The following is a 17314-nucleotide window of genomic DNA, read 5'->3' on the forward strand; positions in this document are numbered from 1 at the left end:
CGTCATTCGGCCCGGGCCACCGCCGCCTCGGCGGCGGAGGTGGCCGCCGCGCGGTCCTCCGGTACCAGGCCGATTCGCGTGCGGCGGTCCAGTAGGTCGCCGGAGTCCAGGGCGCCCTCCTGCGCGAGGGACCACGCGAACTCCGCCGCCAGCACGTCGATTCCGGGCGCCACGGGTTCGGCCAGTTCCGGGTTCGCCGCGGCCAGTGCCGCGACCGCGGGGGCTTCGGCGCCGTAGCGTTCGATCAGCAGCCGCGGTGCGACCAGCCGGTCCCGGGCCGCCGCGCCGACCGCGCCGACCAGCGGCAGATCGGTCGTCCGGCACGGTCCGGCGGTCAGGCAGGCACTGGATACCGCGGTATCGACCGCGTCCTGGGCCATCTTGCGGTAGGTGGTGAGTTTGCCGCCCACCACCGTGATCAGCCCGGTAGGCGAGGTGAGCACCGCGTGCTCGCGGGAGATATCGGCGGTATCGTCGCCCGCGGTGCGCAGCAGGGGGCGCAGTCCGGCGAAGGAACCGCGGATATCGCTGTGGGTCAGCGGGGTACGCAGGACCGTGTTCACGGTATCGAGCAGGAAATCGATCTCGGCGGGGGTGGGTTGTGGTTCGTCGGGGACCGGCCCGGGCGCGTCCTCGTCGGTGAGCCCCAGGTAGACCCGGCCGTGCGGGGCGGGCAGGGCGAAGATGAAGCGGCCCACCGAACCGGGGACCGGGACAGTGAGCGCCGCGGTGAGGCCGCCGAAGGATTCGGCGTCGAATACCAGGTGGGTGCCCCGGCTGGGACGTAGTTCGATACTCGGATCGACCTCGTCGGCCCATACGCCGGTGGCGTTGACGACAGCCGCCGCACGGACGGTGAGGGTTTCCCCGGTCCGGGTGTCGCGCAGCGTGGCCCGGTCGCCGGTGACCGCTTCGGCGGTGACGCGAGTGAGGACGGTCGCGCCGTGTGCGGCCGCTGTCCGCGCGAGCGCTACCACCAGGCGGGCGTCGTCGACGAGCTGTCCGTCCCAGGCCTGTAATCCGCCGCGCAGTCCGTCCTGCCGCACGGTCGGGGCCAGCCGGAGTGCTTCGGCCCGGGTGACCCGGCGGGACCGCGGCAGTAGCGCGGCCGGTGTGCCCGCGCCGGCGCGCAGGATATCTCCGGCGAGGAATCCGGTGCGGATCAGTGCCCGTGACGAGAATCCGATCCCGGGTAGCAACGGCACCAGCTGCGGAAGGGGCCGCACCAAATGGGCGGCATTGCGGCGGAGCAGGATCCCGCGTTCCACCGCGCTCTCGTGCGCGATGCCGATCCGGCCGCTCGCCAGATAGCGCAGGCCGCCGTGGACGAGCTTCGAACTCCAGCGGCTGGTGCCGTGCGCCAGATCGTGTTTCTCCACCAGTACGGTCCGCAACCCGCGCGCGGCCGCGTCCAGAGCGACCCCGGCCCCGGTCACCCCGCCACCGACAACCAGCAGATCGACGGTGGGGTCGTCGCCGAGTGCGCTGAGTTCACGGCTGCGGCGGCGTGCGTCGAGCGCCGGTCCGGCTGATCGGGAGGGGCTGGTGACCATAGTTTCGTGGCACGGCCGCCCACCTGGGCGGGTGGCGAAGGCGAAGTATCGCGATCGGCCGTGCGCTACTCCTTCCTGGACGAGGGGGCCCCGGGCGCGAGATACGCGTCGAGGGCATATCGGAGCTCGGTGTCCATGGCGGGCTCGTCGAGCAGTTCGGCCACTGTGGCCGCCGATTGCACGGCCGACTGCGCGATCAGCAGCATCATCGCCGCCAGCTGCCCGGGGTCGCCGGGCCGCACCGACCCGTCGGCCTGGCCCTCCCGGATACCGGTGACGAACAGCTCGAGCAGGACCCGCTGGTTGCGGCCGAGCCGGCCGAAGACGTAGGTGAGCATCAGATCGGTGTCGGTGCGGAAGATCTTGCCGAACAACGGGTTCGAGCGAACCTGCGCCGCGCCGGTCACCACGCCCGTGATCAGGCGGGTGCGTGCGTTACCCGCGGCGGGCATGGCCGCCGCGATGATCGTATGCAGTTCCCGCACCAGCAGTTCTCCGATCAGCGCACCGCTGTCCGGCCAGCGGCGGTAGACGGTCGGCCGGCTGACCCGGGCCCGGCGGGCGACTTCGGCGAGGGTGGTGCGCCGGACCCCGAATTCCGCGACGCAGTCACGCGCCGCGTCCAGGATCGACCGGTCGACGGAACCGGTATCGGGGTCCGGGGGAACAGTGCCAGTGGGCACGGGTAGCGACCTCATCTCGAGTTACTACTTGACAGAACATGTCAAACTGTAACGCATGACCACTGGGCAGGGCGAGACCGACGCAGAACCGGCCGCGGACGCGGTCCGACCGGATATGGTGTGGGACGCCTGGGGTGTTCCCGCCGGGCACACGCCACTGCCGGAGCAGATCCGCGGTTTGCTCGGCCAGGTGTTCGGTGCCTCCGGGGAACCGGCGACGCGTCGCGATGAGGGCGATGTGCCGCTGCGGACGCCGGTCCTGTCAGCGGACCGGCGTGCCGGGCTCGTCCGGCTGGTCGGCGCGGACCACGTATCCACCGAACATGCCGCCCGGTTACGGCACGCCGGCGGTAAGAGCACCCTCGATCTGCTGCGGCGCCGCGAGGCGCGCCCGCAGGACGCACCGGACGCCGTGATCTACCCGGCCGGGCACGCGCAGGTGGCTGCCGTTCTCGCCTATTGCTCCGAACAGGGCATCGCCGTGGTGCCTTTCGGCGGCGGTACCAGCGTGGTCGGCGGACTGGACCCGGTGCGCGGGCAGTTCGACACGGTGATCGCTTTGGACCTGCGCCGCCTCGACGCCATGCTGGACTGCGATCCGATATCCGGTACTGCCACTTTCGGTGCCGGGGTCACGGGACCGCGGGCCGAACAACTGCTCGCGGAACACGGTCTGTCGCTCGGTCATTTCCCGCAGAGCTTCGAGTTCGCGAGTATCGGCGGTTTCGCCGCGACCCGCTCATCCGGTCAGGCTTCCGCGGGATACGGCCGTTTCGACGATATGGTCCAGCGCCTGCGGGTCGCGACACCCACCGGGACAGTGGAACTGGGGCGCGCGCCCGCCACGGCGGCCGGACCGGATCTGCGTGAGCTGTTCCTGGGCTCCGAAGGGGCGCTCGGGGTGCTCACCGAGGTCACCGTCCGGGTTCATCCGATACCCGCGGACACCGCCCATATGGCGTGGTCCTTTCCCGATTTCGCCACCGGCGCCGCCGCCTTGCGCTCGGTTGTGCAGACCGGTGCGGCACCTACGGTGCTGCGGTTGTCGGACGAGGCCGAAACCGGTCTGAATCTGGCACGTGCCGGAGATATCGGTGGCGCACCGATTACCGGATGTCTCGCGGTGACCACCTTCGAAGGCAGTGCGGCCCATATCGCCGCGCGCAGTGCCGAGGCGGCCGAACTGTTACGCGCCGCCGGCGGAACCGAACTCGGACCCGGCCCCGCGCGAGAATGGGAACACGGCCGCTTCGCGGCGCCTTATCTGCGCGATGCGCTGCTGGACGCCGGAGTCCTGTGCGAAACCCTGGAAACCGCCACCACTTGGAGCCGCCTGAGCGAGCTCAAAACGCAGGTCACCACCGCTCTCACCGACGCACTGACGGCCCAGGGCACTCCCGCGCTGGTCATGTGCCATATCTCGCACACCTATCCGACCGGAGCCTCCCTGTATTTCACCGTGGTGGCGAAACTTCTCGACGATCCGATCACTCAGTGGCGCACCGCGAAGCAGGCCGCCGGCGACGCGATCGCCGCGGCCGGGGCCACCATCACCCACCACCACGCGGTCGGCGCCGACCATCGCGCCTGGCTACCGGACGAGATCGGGGAGCTGGGTATCCGGGTGCTGCGCGCGGTGAAACGCGAAATCGATCCGGCCGGAATCCTCAACCCTGGCACACTGCTGCCATGATGCGATACCTCCGCCTTCGCCGCGGCCTCCACCGACCGCATCAATACCATCCGAGGGAGGTTCGTTGACCGAGACCGGCAGCGGGACCGATCTCCGCGAGGTGCGCGCGGTCGCCGTGGTGACCAATCCCGCCGCCGGCCAGGGCAAAGCCCGTGACGCGGCGCATACAGTCGTCGACCAGCTCTCCCGCGACGGTGTGGAGATCATCGAGATCCACGCCCCCTCGGCCGCCGAAACACGCCGGCGGTTACGCGATGTCCTGGCCGCCGGACCGCCCGACGTGGTCGTCTGCGTCGGCGGCGACGGCCTGGTCTCCACGATCCTCGACCCACTCGCGAACACCGCGGTCCCGTTGGCGCTGGTGCCGGCCGGCACCGGTAACGACCTCGCCCGCGAATTCGGTATCGGCGACGATCCGCGCCCGGCCGCCGACCTGATCCGGCACGGGCGGGCCCGCCGGATCGATCTGGGCCGGCTGGAACCCAGCGGATACGAACCCATGTGGTTCGCGACCGTCGCCTGCACGGGCTTCGATGCCCGGGTCACCCTGCGCGCCAACCGGATGCGCCACCCGCGTGGGCGGCTGCGCTACACCTTCGCGGCGGTCGCCGAGATCGCCCACGGCACCACGGTCCCGTACCGGATCGAAATGGGCGGCGAGCATCCGGATCCGGTTGTCGAGACCGAAGCGCTGCTGGTCGCGGTGGGTAACACCACGACTTACGGCGGCGGAATGCGTATCTGCCCCGACGCTGTCCCCGACGACGGACTGCTCGATGTGACCGTGGTCGGCAAGGTGTCGCATCCGGAGATGCTGCGCATTCTGCCCGCCCTCTCCGCGGGTAAACGGATCGAACACCCCGCCGTCGCTCAGTACCGGGTCGAATCGGTGCGGTTGAGCGCCCCCGGCGCCCCCGCCACCGCGGACGGCGAACCGGCCGGGCATCTACCGCTCACCGCACGTATCGCCCCCCGGGCACTGACTGTGTTGACGCCCTGAACCGCGGGATCACGCGGCGAACCGGATTTCGCGCAGCTGATCCACACCCGCGCGGTCGAGCAGCACCACCGACTCCGGCCGGGGCCGGGGTCCTGCTCCGCTTTCCACCCGGTCCAGCAGGCGTCTCCAGCGCCAGACATGCCAGTGGAACGAGGCGCGGCCGACGCGTCTTCCGCGGGCGAACTGACCGGCTCGGGCGGCCGCGGGGGGCACGTCGAGCAGGACCAGGTGCAATTCGCGTCCACGCCGGACGGCCCAGCGGGCCAGCATGCGCCGGGTGAATCCGACAGTGCCGCAATCGTGGATCACCACCGGACCGCCGTGGTCGCGCAACGCGATCCAGATCCGGTGGAAATGCACGATATGCACCACCGGACGCCACAGCGGGTAGGGGACCCACGCCATGCGGTGCCGCCAGGAGTTACGTGCCTGGATCGAATCGAGCACCAGCGAATTACCGGGACCCCGTGGCGGGTATTCGGCTTCGGGGCCGGCGCCGAACAGTTTGCGCAACGCGGTGCTCTTACCGGCACCCGGGATACCGGCGAAAATCACTGCGGCAGTGGGAGGATAGCGTAGTTCGCCGGTCGGCCGTCCCCGTAGATCCTCGACGGCCCGGGGGCACAGGGCAAGCGAATCCGATTCGGGGAAGACGGATTCGGGTGGATGCAACGGGACCGAGTCGAGCGGGGGGTTCACGTGGTCCAGGGTCCCCAGTGAGATCGATTTCGGCAACACGGTATCTATTGCGCTGTCGCGGGCGGCGTGGGGCGGGTCCTGAAATAGAGCCTCTGTTCGATGTAGACCAACTGCGAAGGTCTCCACGTGCTCGGCGTAGTCCAACGGTGGAGATGTCACGCGCTCGACGTAGATCAACGGTGGAGATGGCCTCGCTCTCGGCGTAGACCATCCGTGAAGGGGCGGGCTGTAATTTTGGAGCCGCTCCGCGGCTCGAGGGCGGGGCCCTGTTAACCCGGTTCTTCACTCCCGGCGCTCAGTCGCTGCGCTCCTTCGCTCTGGTCGCTCCAGAACCGGGCGGGCCCCGCCCATGGATGGTGAGCGAGCCGAGCAGGGGATCAGGCGAACTCCGGAAGCGGGATACACCGTTGGGTGCTTAGTTCCGTGATTGGTCAGATCGGATCTGGGGTGGGCTCCGAACTTTGTCTTAGGTGCCGCTTTCGGTGTTGCGGGTTCCGGTTCCCTTGATCTTTCCCGCGCTCGGTCGCTGCGCTGCGCTTCATCGGTTCAGATCGGAGACGGGTCTCGGACACCATAAGGTGAAACGGAAGCGTTTCCGGGGCGGGTGTTCCGGGAGCGGGTTTGTCACCGCAGGGTATCGGCGGGTGCGTGCTTAGTGACGGGGCTGAGAATTCCGGTGCTCAAGCTGAGAATTAGTTATGGATTAGGGGCGACCTCGCCGATCGGCGGTAGGCTGTCCAGGTAGGCGGAGTCTTCGGTGTCCCTCATCCACCGAAGGCTCCGCCTTCGGCTTTCTCCGCCCCTCCCACCCGACTCCGGTAATCGACCCGCGGCGCCAAAGCCCCCAGGTTCCAGACTCCACCCCGACAAACCCCTTGTTTTTCGCTCACCACTCATGGGCGGGGCCCGCCCGGTTCTGGAGCGACCAGAGCGAAGGAGCGCAGCGACTGAGCGCCGGGAGTGAAGAACCGGGTTAACAGGGCCCCGCCCTCGAGCCGCGGAGCGGCTCCAATAAACACAGCCCGCCCCCGCGCCGCCGGAGGCCACGCCGCTAACACTAGAATCGCTGCGTGACCAGCGCAGCCCCTGACAACACGCGTAATCGTGCCGATGCCCTCCCCAAGAGCTGGAATCCCGGCGAGGTGGAGGCCGACCTGTACGAACGCTGGGTAGCCGCCGGTTACTTCGCCGCCGATCCGCAGAGTTCCGCGTCCGGATATTCGATCGTGCTGCCGCCACCCAACGTCACCGGCACCCTGCATATGGGACATGCCCTGGACCACACCCTGATGGACACTCTCGCGCGCCGTAAGCGGATGCAGGGTTACGAAGTGCTGTGGCTGCCGGGGATGGATCATGCCGGTATCGCGACCCAGTCGGTGGTCGAGAAACAGCTCGCCGTCGACGGTAAGACAAAAGAGGATTTCGGCCGCGAACTCTTCGTGCAGAAGGTCTGGGATTGGAAGCGCGAGTCCGGCGGCGCGATCCAGGGACAGATGCGGGCGCTCGGCGACGGCGTCGACTGGTCGCGGGACCGGTTCACCATGGACGAGGGCCTGTCCCGGGCCGTGCAGACCATCTTCAAACGGCTCTTCGACGCCGGTTTGATCTACCGGGCCGAGCGGCTGGTGAACTGGTCGCCGGAACTGCGCACCGCCATCTCCGATATCGAGGTCAAATACGACGAGGTCGCCGGTGAACTGGTGTCGTTGCGCTACGGGTCGCTCGACGATGCCGAACCGCATGTCATCGTCGCCACCACCCGGGTCGAGACGATGCTGGGCGATACCGCCGTCGCGGTGCATCCCGATGATCCCCGGTACCGGGATCTGATCGGCAGCACGCTCGAACATCCCATCACCGGGCGGAAGATCCCGATCATCGCCGACTCCTATGTCGATCCGGAATTCGGTTCCGGTGCGGTGAAGATCACCCCCGCGCACGATCCGAACGACTTCGAGATGGGGCTGCGGCACAACCTGCCCATGCCCACGATCATGGACGAGCGCGGCCGGATCACCGGTACGGGCACCGAATTCGACGGGATGGACCGCTTCGAAGCCCGGGTGAAGGTCCGCGAACGGCTCGCGTCGGAGGGTCGGGTCGTTGCCGAGAAACGCCCGTACCTGCACAGTGTCGGCCATTCCGAACGTAGCGGCGAACCCATCGAACCGCGGCTGTCCATGCAGTGGTGGGTGAAGGTCGAATCGCTGGCCAAGGCCGCCGGTGATGCGGTGCGCAACGGCGATACCGTCATCCACCCGTCGAGTCAGGAACCGCGGTGGTTCGACTGGGTCGACGATATGCACGACTGGTGTATCTCGCGGCAGCTGTGGTGGGGGCATCGCATCCCGATCTGGTACGGCCCCGAGGGGGAGGTCGTCTGCGTCGGCCCGGATGAGCAGGCGCCGGAGGGCTGGGTCCAGGATCCGGATGTCCTGGACACCTGGTTCTCCTCCGGTCTGTGGCCCTTCTCCACCATGGGCTGGCCGGACGCCACACCGGAACTGGCCAAGTTCTATCCGACCAGTGTGCTGGTCACCGGCTACGACATCCTGTTCTTCTGGGTCGCGCGGATGATGATGTTCGGGACCTTCGTCGCGGACGATGCCGCGGTGACCAGCGGTAAAGCCGCGGAGTACCAGGTTCCGTTCAAAGATGTCTTCCTGCACGGCCTGATCCGGGATCAGTACGGCAAGAAGATGTCGAAATCCCGCGGCAACGGTATCGATCCGCTGGACTGGATCCGGGATTACGGTGCCGACGCGCTGCGGTTCACGCTGGCCCGCGGCGCCCAGCCCGGCGGCGATCTGTCGGTCGGCGAACCGCATGCGCTGGCCTCACGCAGTTTCGTCACCAAACTGTTCAACGCCACCAAGTTCGCGCTCATGAACGGCGCCCGCCCGGGTGATCTGCCGGCGCGCGATTCGCTCACCGACGCCGACCGCTGGATCGTCGACCGGCTCGACGAGGTGCTCGTCGAGGTCGACGCCGCGTTCGACGCCTACGAATTCGGCAAGGCCTGCGAGGCGCTCTACCACTTCGCGTGGGATGAGCTCTGCGACTGGTATCTGGAACTGTCCAAGGTCCAGTTCGCCGTAAGCGAGGAGCGAGCCGAATCCACCCGGGTGGTACTCGGCTCGGTGCTCGATTCGGTGCTGCGCCTCTTGCACCCGGTGATCCCGTTCGTCACCGAATCGCTGTGGCAGGCGCTGACCGCCGGGGAGTCGGTGGTGATCGCGGCCTGGCCGCGGCCGACGGGGGTTCCCGCGGATACCGCGGGCGCGCAGCGTATCGCGGATCTGCAGCGGCTGATCACCGAGATCCGCCGGTTCCGTAGCGACCAGGGCCTCAACGATAAGCAGAAGGTCGCCGCGCGGGTGCTCGGTCTGGACACCGCCGGCCTCACTCATCTGTACCCCGAGGTCGCCAATCTGGGCCGGCTCACCGAACCGGGGGAGAGCTTCGCGGCCACGGCGTCGGTCGAGGTGCGGTTGAGTGGTACGACGGTCACGGTCGAGGTGGATACGTCGGGCACCGTGGATCTGGTGGCCGAGCGCCGCCGGCTGGAGAAGGATCTGGCGGCCGCGCAGAAGGAGCTCGCAGGTACCGAGGCCAAACTCGGCAACGAAGCGTTCCTGGCCAAGGCGCCCGAACCGGTGGTGGAAAAGATCCGGTCGCGGCGCACGGTGGCCGCGGCCGAGGTCGACCGTATCGGGGCCCGGCTGGCGGAGCTGATCGGCAAGTGAACGAGCACGAGCCGAACCCCGAACCGGAGCCGCAGCACGGCGGCGCCCGGCTCGGTACCGGGCCGTCACCGGTGGAACTGGCCGAGATGGCGCTGGTCGAGGCGGAACTCGATCAGCGCTGGCCGGAAACCAAGATCGAACCGTCACTCAGCCGGATCGCCACACTGATGGATGTGCTGGGCTCGCCGCAACGCGGTTACCCGGCGATCCATATCGCCGGGACGAACGGCAAAACGTCGGTGTCCCGGATGATCGACTCCCTGCTCACCGCCCTGCACCGCCGCACCGGCCGGATCACCAGCCCGCATCTGCAACTGGCCACGGAGCGGATCAGTATCGACAACCGGCCGATCACACCGGCGCACTATGTCGAGCTGTATCGCGAACTGCAGCCCTATATCGAGATGATCGACGCCCAGTCGTCCACCGCGGGCGGTCCGGCCATGAGCAAATTCGAGGTCGTCACGGCTATGGCATTCGCCGCGTTCGCCGAGGCGCCGGTCGATGTGGCGGTGGTGGAAACCGGGATGGGCGGCAGCTGGGACGCCACCAATGTGATCGACGGCCAGGTCTCTGTGATCACCCCCATCGGTCTCGACCACATCGACTATCTGGGACCTGACCTGGCCTCTATCGCCGGGGAGAAGGCCGGGATCATCAAACCCGCGCCCGAAGCACTGGTCCCGGTCGACAATGTCGCGATCATCGCCGAACAGGACCCCGAAGCCATGGAGGTGCTGTTGCGGCGTGCTGTCGAAGTCGACGCGGCCGTCGCGCGGGCCGGATCGGAGTTTCAGGTACTGAGTCGCCGGGTCGCGATCGGGGGTCAGCAGCTGGAGCTCCAGGGGCTGGGCGGCGTGTACGACGAGATCTTCCTGCCGCTGCACGGCGAACACCAGGCCCATAACGCGGCGCTCGCCCTGGCCGCGGTGGAAGCGTTCTTCGGGGCGGGCGCACAGCGACAACTCGATATCGACGCGATCCGCGCCGGCTTCGCGGCGGTCACGAGCCCCGGCCGCCTCGAACGGATGCGCAACGCGCCCACTCTTTTCATCGACGCTGCGCATAATCCGGCGGGTGCGGCCGCCCTGGCCACGACGCTCACCTCGGAGTTCGATTTCCGCAAGCTGGTCGGCGTGGTCGCGGTGCTCGGCGACAAGGATGCCACCGGGATCCTCGCCGCGCTGGAACCGGTCTTCGACGAGATAGTCGTCACCACCAACGGTTCCCCCCGCGCTCTACCGGTCGACCGGCTCACCGACCTGGCAGTGCAGCGTTTCGGTGACGAACGCGTCGTCGCGGCGGCGGGCCTGCCCGATGCGCTGGAAACCGCCGTCGCACTCGCCGAGGAGGTCGGTGAATCCGGGGAGATGGTCTCCGGCGCCGGGGTGGTCGTCACAGGGTCGGTGGTAACGGCCGGTGCCGCGCGCGCTCTCTTCGGCAAGAACCCGGGCTGAGGGATCAGTGAGCCAGGTATATGTGGTGATCGGGGGAGGGGGCACCGGAGGTGCGATGTCGTGGGCGGCGCAAGATATAGACCATGAGTGAGCCAGAGACTGCGGGGCCGGAGCCGTCGCCCGCCGCACCCGATCCGTGGAAGGGCCTGCGCGGGGTTATGGCGGGGGCGCTGGTGCTCGAGGCGATCACCGTTCTGCTCGCGTTGCCGGTGGTCGCCGATATCGCCGGTGGTGTCACCTGGGCGTCCGGGACTTATCTGGTGGTGCTGGCCGCACTCATGATCGCCGGCGCCGGGTTACAACGGCGTTCCTGGGCCGTCCCGTTCAACCTGGGCCTTCAGATCCTTGTCCTGGCCGGCGGTATCTTCCACATCTCCATCGCGGTGATCGGCGTCGTCTTCCTCGCCGTATGGGCCTTCATCCTGGTCCTCCGTTCCGACGTCAAACGCCGAATGGCCGCCGGAACCCTCCCCAGCCAACGCCCCCGCGGCAGCCTCTGACCCTCACTCGTGCCCCCTCTCCACCAGCCCCTCCGGGTGGGGCCCGCCCGGTTCTGGAGCGACCAGAGGAAGGGAGCGCAGCGACCGACCGGCGGGAGTGAAGAACCGGGTTAACAGGGCCCCGCCCTCGAGCCGCGGAGCGGCTCCAAAATTACAGCCCCGCCCCTTCCTGGATGGTGTACGCCGCGACCAGGGGGCAGCGGCGATCAGGGTTGATGGTCCCAACCCCGCCCCGCCGGCGTCAGCGCAATCGATACAACCCCGCGTCGCCGGAGCGCGGATGACCGGTCCCCACGCGGGCCCCTGAGCTCCCCGGGCCGCGGCACCAAGGACACTGCGGTTGGGCTCCGGCCGAGGGTGCCCATTAGGCTGGCCCGCGTGACAGAGCAGACATTGATTCTGATCAAGCCGGACGGCGTGGCACGTGGCTGTGTCGGCGAGGTGCTGAGCCGGGTCGAGCGCAAGGGCCTGAAGATCGCGGCCCTCGAGCTCAAGCAGGTGAGCGAGGAACTGGCGGGCGCCCATTACGCCGAGCACGCCGAGAAGCCGTTCTACGGCTCGCTGATCGAATTCATCACCTCGGGCCCGGTCGTGGCCGCGGTGCTGGAGGGTCCGCGGGCGATCGCCGCGTTCCGGCAGCTGGCCGGCGGCACCGATCCGGTGGAAAAAGCCGCCCCCGGCAGTATCCGCGGTGATCTGGGCCTGGAGACCCAATCGAACCTGGTGCACGGTTCGGACTCGCCCGACTCCGCAAAGCGCGAAATCTCCCTCTGGTTCCCCGAATTCCCGCTCTGAACACTGCCCGGTAACGGGCTTTCCGGACCCGTGCGAGTGCCTTGCGCAGCGCCATGGCGAACACCTGGCGCATGGTGTGGGATACTGGTACATGGTTGCGCCCGACACAGGGTGTGATCGGATGACACGCTGCGGAACGATGCCGCCATCGCTGCCGCGGACGCACAGCCGGAGACCTCGGCTGCGTCTGCCCGGCGCGCTGGACGAGTGCTCGCCCCGCGGAGTTCAGTCATATGCCAGGCGCCGCGTGGCCAGTTAGCCCGACCGACGTTCGATAGTGGAGATAACCGGGCACGCGGGGCGAGACCATTGACCTTGCGTCAACAGCGCGAGGCGGACGGAAAGCGTCCCCGCGACGGCCGCGTCACTCGTAGAGGAACGCGCCCGGGGGCCCGAGGAGACTTCGTGGCCGATCAAGAGCCGCTGGACACAACATCACAGGATGACGATCACTTGCCGGAGCGAATCCGAGTGCATGCCCTCGCCAAACGGCTGGGCGTGACCAGTAAACGCATTCTGGCCAAACTCAGCGAACTGGGTACCGAAGCCCGCAGCCCGCAGTCGAGCGTGGACCGGGCCGTCGCCGAGTCGGTCCGCGAATCGTTGACCACCCCCAACCTCACCTCCGGTGAACCGGGGCTGTTCGAACCGTCCGCCGCCGCGCCGGAGACCGGGGCCGAGGGCGCCGCCGGCATGACAGGTCGTGACGAGTCCGGAGCCGGCGCTCCCGCTACCGCTACGGGCACCGAGACCTCTCCCACCGGGACGGAGCAGGCGGAGAGCGCCGCTGTGGCGCTCGGCGCAGATCCCGGGCAAATTCCTGGCATCGACGTGGACACGGTGGCCGCGGGCGCCGCGGTATGGGAACCGGAAGAACCCGAGACACCCGAGGTTGTCGCGTCCGGGACGGGCCTCGCTCCGGCCCCCGAGGCGAAGACCGCGGTGGCCGCGCCCGGCGACGAGTCCTCCGAGACCGCCGAGACCGCGCAGGGAACGGAGGAGCCGTCCGGACCCGCTGCGACGACCTCCGTATCCGTCTCTGCCACGGTGACCACGAGCCCCCCGGCGTCCCCGCCTCCCGCGTTCACCGCCGCGGCGAACCTTTTCGCTAGCCCGGTTCGCGAGGAACCCGCCTCGGTCGAACCGGTTGTCTTCGAGAGCGCGGTTGTCGCGGCCCCGCTGTTCCTCTCTCCGGACGTCGCGGCCGCCGAGGACCTGCGGCGGCGGCGCAAGGCCGAGCAGCAGCAGCCCGAGCCCGAACCGGTCGCGGACACCGAGGCCGAGGCGGAGTCCGGCGCCGACGACCAGTCCGATCAGGGCGACTCCGACGATCAGCCTCGGCGTCGCCGGCGCGGCCGGCGGGGCCGGGGTCGGGGGCGCGGGGAACAGCAGTCAGACAACGACGGCGATACCGAATCGGAGGACGGCACCACCGAATCCTCGGAATCGCCCGGCGACACCGAGGACAAGGGCAAGGACAAGGACACCGCCGAGGCCGACGAATCCGGCGAGGAATCCGGCGATACCGGCGAGGAATCGGAGGGCGGTTCGAGCCGTCGCCGCCGTCGCCGGCGCCGGCGGAAGGTGGCCGGGGAGTCCGGGGATTCCGAATCCGCCGAGGACGATCCACCCAATACGGTCGTTCACGAACGTGAGCCGCGGAACAAGACCCGGGCCCGCGCGAACGTGGACGAAGTCCAGGGCATAACCGGCTCCACCCGGCTCGAGGCCAAGCGGCAGCGCCGGCGGGACGGTCGCGAGGCCGGCCGGCGCCGGCCCCCGATCCTCACCGAATCGGAATTCCTGGCGCGGCGCGAATCCGTCGATCGGGTGATGGTGGTCCGGGAAAAGGAGTTCCCCGGGCATCCGTCGGCCACCCAGGTCGCGGTACTCGAGGACAACATCCTGGTCGAGCATTTCGTCACCAGTACCGGGTCGGCGTCCATGGTGGGCAATGTCTACCTGGGCAAGGTGCAGAACGTGCTGCCGAGTATGGAGGCCGCGTTCGTCGATATCGGCCGGGGCCGCAACGGTGTGCTCTACGCCGGTGAGGTGAACTGGGAGGCCGCCGGGCTCGGCGGCAGGGAACGCAAGATCGAGCAGGCGCTCAAACCCGGCGATCAGGTGCTGGTTCAGGTCAGCAAGGACCCGGTCGGCCACAAGGGTGCCCGGCTGACCACCCAGATCAGCTTGGCCGGTCGGTTCCTGGTGTACGTACCGGGCGGTACTTCTACCGGTATCAGCCGCAAACTGCCGGATACCGAACGCAAACGTCTCAAGGAGATCCTGCGCGAGATCGTGCCCGCCGATGCCGGTGTGATCATCCGCACCGCCTCCGAAGGTGTCAGCGAGGCGGAGCTGACCCGCGATGTGGAACGGCTGCAGGCCGCCTGGCGCAAGATCACCGCGGCCGCCGAGGGCGAGTCGAACGCGCCGAAAACCCTCTACGAAGAACCGGACCTGCTGGTGAAGGTGGTCCGCGATCTGTTCAACGAGGATTTCTCGAAGCTGGTGATCGAGGGCGAACGCTCCTGGAACACGGTCGAAAGCTATATCGGCACCGTGGCCCCCGACTTGCTCGCGCGGGTTTCCCGGCACGAGAACACCGGGGTCGATGTTTTCGAGGCCCATCGGATCGATGAGCAGCTGGCCAAGGCGCTGGACCGGAAGGTGTGGTTGCCCTCGGGCGGCACCCTGGTGATCGACCGGACCGAGGCCATGACGGTGGTCGATGTGAACACCGGCAAGTTCACCGGCTCCGGTGGCGGCAATCTCGAGGAAACGGTCACCCGGAACAATCTCGAGGCCGCCGAGGAGATCGTGCGGCAGATGCGGCTGCGCGATATCGGCGGCATGATCGTGGTCGATTTCATCGATATGGTGCTCGAATCGAACCGCGATCTGGTGCTGCGCCGGCTGACCGAGGCGCTGGGCCGTGATCGCACCCGGCACCAGGTTTCCGAGGTGACCTCGCTGGGTCTGGTGCAGATGACCCGCAAGAAGCTCGGGACGGGCCTGGTGGAGGCCTTCTCCACGACCTGTGAGCACTGCCACGGCCGCGGCCTGCTGGTGCACAGCTATCCGGTCGAGCAGTCGGGCTCCGAGGAGAGCTCCGGTCGGGGTCGTGAATCCGGTTCGCGGCGGCGCCGCAATCGCGATAAATCCGCCCCCGCGCCCGCTGCTGCCGCGCCGGCCCCGGCCACTGAGGTCTCGGAAGAGGACGCGGCGGCCAAACGGGCCCATCCGGTGGCGCTGGCCATGGCCGCGCACCAGCCGGACGACGAGACGGCGACGGCCGCGGATCGGGCCACGGCCGGTGAATCCGTGCCCGAGACCGAGACATCCGCGGAGAAGGCCACGGCCGGGAGCGAGACACAACCGGATCGGACGGGTGCCGCGGAACCCCGCCGGCGCCGCGCCAGGGTCCGGCGGTCCGCCGGTGCTGCCGGGGCCGGTGCTGGTTCCGCCACCGAATCGAACGGCAGCGGGGTGCACGCCGTATCCGAGGCCGCGGCGTCGGAAACGGCCGAAGCTGTCACCCCGGAGACCGCGGAATCCTCCACTCCGGAGACCGCGGCAGCCACTACCCCGGATGCTGCCGAAGCCGCCACCCCGGAGGCCGCGGCAGCGAGCACGGCATCCGATAACGCCGCGGCGACGGTGCCGGATACGACCCCGGACGGTGCGCAACCCGCCGCCACCCCGGATATCGCCGGTTCGACCGCCGCGGACGAGGAGAGCATCTCGGGCAGCGGGGAGCCTGTCGCGGTTCCTCCGGCGGCGATTCCGGCCGTGGATACCGCAGCGCGGGATATGCCGTCCACCGAGACCGGTAACGGCGTCGCCGCGTCGGTCGAGCCGGCACCCGCGACCGGTTCGAACGGAACCGCCCCGGCTGCTGACAGTGTGCCCGAGACCCGGGCCCGTCGACGTCGGGTGGCCCGTTCCACCGCTTCTCCGGCCGCCGATAGCGCGGGCGCGGTATTCGTCCTCACCGCGGACGAGCAGCCGCCGGCGCCGATCGAGGATTCGGTGACCGAGCCGACGGAGGCCGAGGTACCGGTCCGGCGGGTTCGCCGCCGTGCGGCCGGGCGTCCGGCCGGACCGCCGGTCGACGACGAGAGCTGAGTTCAGGTGAAGCGCCCGGTCCGGAAACGGACCGGGCGTTTTCGCTGTGTCCCGGACCGCCGACGGTGTGAAAAAGGTCGGGCACTACAGACGGGCGGCCTGTGGTTCGGACCGGGTTTACCCGGGTACGGGCCCGATCCGGCCCCGGCAGTGGGCACCGGTTTGGTCGCGGGAACCGGCATCCTGTAATCTTGGCCAGTCGCTGCCCGGCGACAGCGACATGCTGTTCCGTGGCCGGTTCCCGATACCGAGAGCCACCAGATGCTGAGGCGGCGGTGATTATCAGACCAGTCGTGCGGTGGATCCCGGTGCGAAACCGAGGTTCGACCGTGCGAACGAGTGCCGAGCACTATAGGAAGAAGGGCAGCCGACCGATGGCAACGTACGCGATCGTCAAGACCGGCGGAAAGCAGTACAAGGTCGCGGTCGGTGACCTGGTGAAGGTCGAGAAGATCGAGGGTGCGCCGGGCACCTCCGTGGCACTGTCGCCGGTGCTCGTCGTCGATGGCGCCGAGCTGACCACCGCAGCCGACAAGCTCGCGAAGGTTTCGGTGGCGGCCGAGGTGGTCGAGCAGACCAAGGGCCCGAAGATCCGCATCCACAAGTTCAAGAACAAGACCGGCTACCACAAGCGCCAGGGTCACCGTCAGCCGCTGACGGTCCTGAAGGTCACCGGCATCAAGTAACCACTCGCAGGGCTTTCGTCCCGCGCTGAAGGAGTATCAGCAATGGCACATAAGAAGGGTGCATCCAGCTCCCGGAACGGCCGCGATTCGAATGCCAAGCGGCTCGGCGTGAAGCGTTTCGGCGGCCAGGCCGTCAAAGCCGGCGAGATCCTGGTACGCCAGCGGGGCACGCACTTCCATCCCGGCGTCAACGTCGGCCGCGGCGGGGACGACACCCTGTTCGCGCTGGAAGCCGGTGCGGTCGAGTTCGGCAGCAAGCGTGGTCGCAAGACCGTCAACATCGTGGTCCCGGAGCCGGTCGAAGCCTGACCGGCTGACGACTCCACCACAGCGAGCGGGTCAGGGTGATTCACCCTCGACCCGCTTTTCGC

12 protein-coding genes are annotated in these 17314 nt (G+C 68.6%); 9 read left to right on the plus strand and 3 right to left on the minus strand.

Translation table 11 applies throughout. From position 1 onward, the window contains the following. Positions 1-2: 2 nt before the first annotated feature. Together ABZ827_RS18590 and ABZ827_RS18595 are read right to left on the minus strand one after the other, a co-directional pair. Positions 3-1553, minus strand: coding sequence for a glycerol-3-phosphate dehydrogenase/oxidase (locus ABZ827_RS18590; RefSeq protein WP_357238033.1), 1551 nt, complete (start codon positions 1551-1553; stop codon positions 3-5). Between the two features lie 65 nt (positions 1554-1618). Further along, positions 1619-2236 carry a TetR/AcrR family transcriptional regulator gene (locus ABZ827_RS18595; RefSeq protein ID WP_357238035.1) on the minus strand — a complete coding sequence of 206 codons (618 nt, stop codon included), beginning with the start codon at positions 2234-2236 and terminating at the stop codon, positions 1619-1621. 55 nt (positions 2237-2291) lie between these two features. Here ABZ827_RS18595 and ABZ827_RS18600 point away from each other — a divergent pair, with 55 nt between their 5' ends. Further along, positions 2292-3929: an FAD-binding oxidoreductase gene (locus ABZ827_RS18600; protein WP_357238037.1), complete on the plus strand. Its 1638-nt coding sequence runs from the start codon at positions 2292-2294 to the stop codon at positions 3927-3929. Between the two features lie 64 nt (positions 3930-3993). After that, positions 3994-4929, plus strand: a complete 936-nt coding sequence (locus tag ABZ827_RS18605; protein WP_357238039.1) for a diacylglycerol kinase family protein — start codon at positions 3994-3996, stop codon at positions 4927-4929. A gap of 9 nt (positions 4930-4938) precedes the next feature. Here the strand turns inward: ABZ827_RS18605 and ABZ827_RS18610 are convergent, their stop codons facing one another. Then, positions 4939-5628, minus strand: a complete 690-nt coding sequence (locus ABZ827_RS18610) for a hypothetical protein (protein WP_357238041.1) — start codon at positions 5626-5628, stop codon at positions 4939-4941. A gap of 1070 nt (positions 5629-6698) precedes the next feature. On the opposite strand from ABZ827_RS18610, the gene ABZ827_RS18615 reads away from it, so the two are divergent. The 7 genes from ABZ827_RS18615 to rpmA all read left to right on the plus strand — a co-directional run bounded on the left by ABZ827_RS18615 (position 6699) and on the right by rpmA (position 17252). Further along, positions 6699-9377 (plus strand): valine--tRNA ligase, encoded by a 2679-nt coding sequence (locus tag ABZ827_RS18615; RefSeq protein ID WP_357238043.1) that lies wholly within the window; start codon positions 6699-6701, stop codon positions 9375-9377. A gap of 86 nt (positions 9378-9463) precedes the next feature. Beyond that, positions 9464-10834: a folylpolyglutamate synthase/dihydrofolate synthase family protein gene (locus ABZ827_RS18620; RefSeq protein WP_357238418.1), complete on the plus strand. Its 1371-nt coding sequence runs from the start codon at positions 9464-9466 to the stop codon at positions 10832-10834. Positions 10835-10917: 83 nt separating this feature from the next. Further along, positions 10918-11334 (plus strand): DUF4233 domain-containing protein, encoded by a 417-nt coding sequence (locus ABZ827_RS18625; protein ID WP_357238045.1) that lies wholly within the window; start codon positions 10918-10920, stop codon positions 11332-11334. Between the two features lie 378 nt (positions 11335-11712). Next, positions 11713-12129: a nucleoside-diphosphate kinase gene (gene ndk / locus ABZ827_RS18630; RefSeq protein ID WP_357238047.1), complete on the plus strand. Its 417-nt coding sequence runs from the start codon at positions 11713-11715 to the stop codon at positions 12127-12129. Between the two features lie 405 nt (positions 12130-12534). After that, positions 12535-16257, plus strand: coding sequence for a translation initiation factor IF-2 N-terminal domain-containing protein (locus ABZ827_RS18635; RefSeq protein WP_357238049.1), 3723 nt, complete (start codon positions 12535-12537; stop codon positions 16255-16257). Between the two features lie 374 nt (positions 16258-16631). Continuing rightward, positions 16632-16943 carry a 50S ribosomal protein L21 gene (rplU, locus tag ABZ827_RS18640; protein WP_357238051.1) on the plus strand — a complete coding sequence of 104 codons (312 nt, stop codon included), beginning with the start codon at positions 16632-16634 and terminating at the stop codon, positions 16941-16943. A gap of 42 nt (positions 16944-16985) precedes the next feature. Continuing rightward, positions 16986-17252 (plus strand): 50S ribosomal protein L27, encoded by a 267-nt coding sequence (gene rpmA, locus ABZ827_RS18645; RefSeq protein WP_357238053.1) that lies wholly within the window; start codon positions 16986-16988, stop codon positions 17250-17252. Positions 17253-17314 lie beyond the last annotated feature (62 nt).

It is taken from the genome of Nocardia sp. NPDC019395 (genome assembly GCF_040632335.1).
GTDB lineage: Bacteria > Actinomycetota > Actinomycetes > Mycobacteriales > Mycobacteriaceae > Nocardia.

Bases quoted from the DNA above. Each gene is read 5' to 3' on its own strand.
- ABZ827_RS18620 (WP_357238418.1), top strand. From the start codon at position 9,464: ATGGCGCTGGTCGAGGCGGAACTCGATCAGCGCTGGCCGGAAACCAAG.
- ABZ827_RS18590 (WP_357238033.1), bottom strand. From the start codon at position 1,553: ATGGTCACCAGCCCCTCCCGATCAGCCGGACCGGCGCTCGACGCACGC.
- ABZ827_RS18625 (WP_357238045.1), top strand. From the start codon at position 10,918: ATGAGTGAGCCAGAGACTGCGGGGCCGGAGCCGTCGCCCGCCGCACCC.
- ABZ827_RS18600 (WP_357238037.1), top strand. From the start codon at position 2,292: ATGACCACTGGGCAGGGCGAGACCGACGCAGAACCGGCCGCGGACGCG.
- rplU (WP_357238051.1), top strand. From the start codon at position 16,632: ATGGCAACGTACGCGATCGTCAAGACCGGCGGAAAGCAGTACAAGGTC.
- rpmA (WP_357238053.1), top strand. From the start codon at position 16,986: ATGGCACATAAGAAGGGTGCATCCAGCTCCCGGAACGGCCGCGATTCG.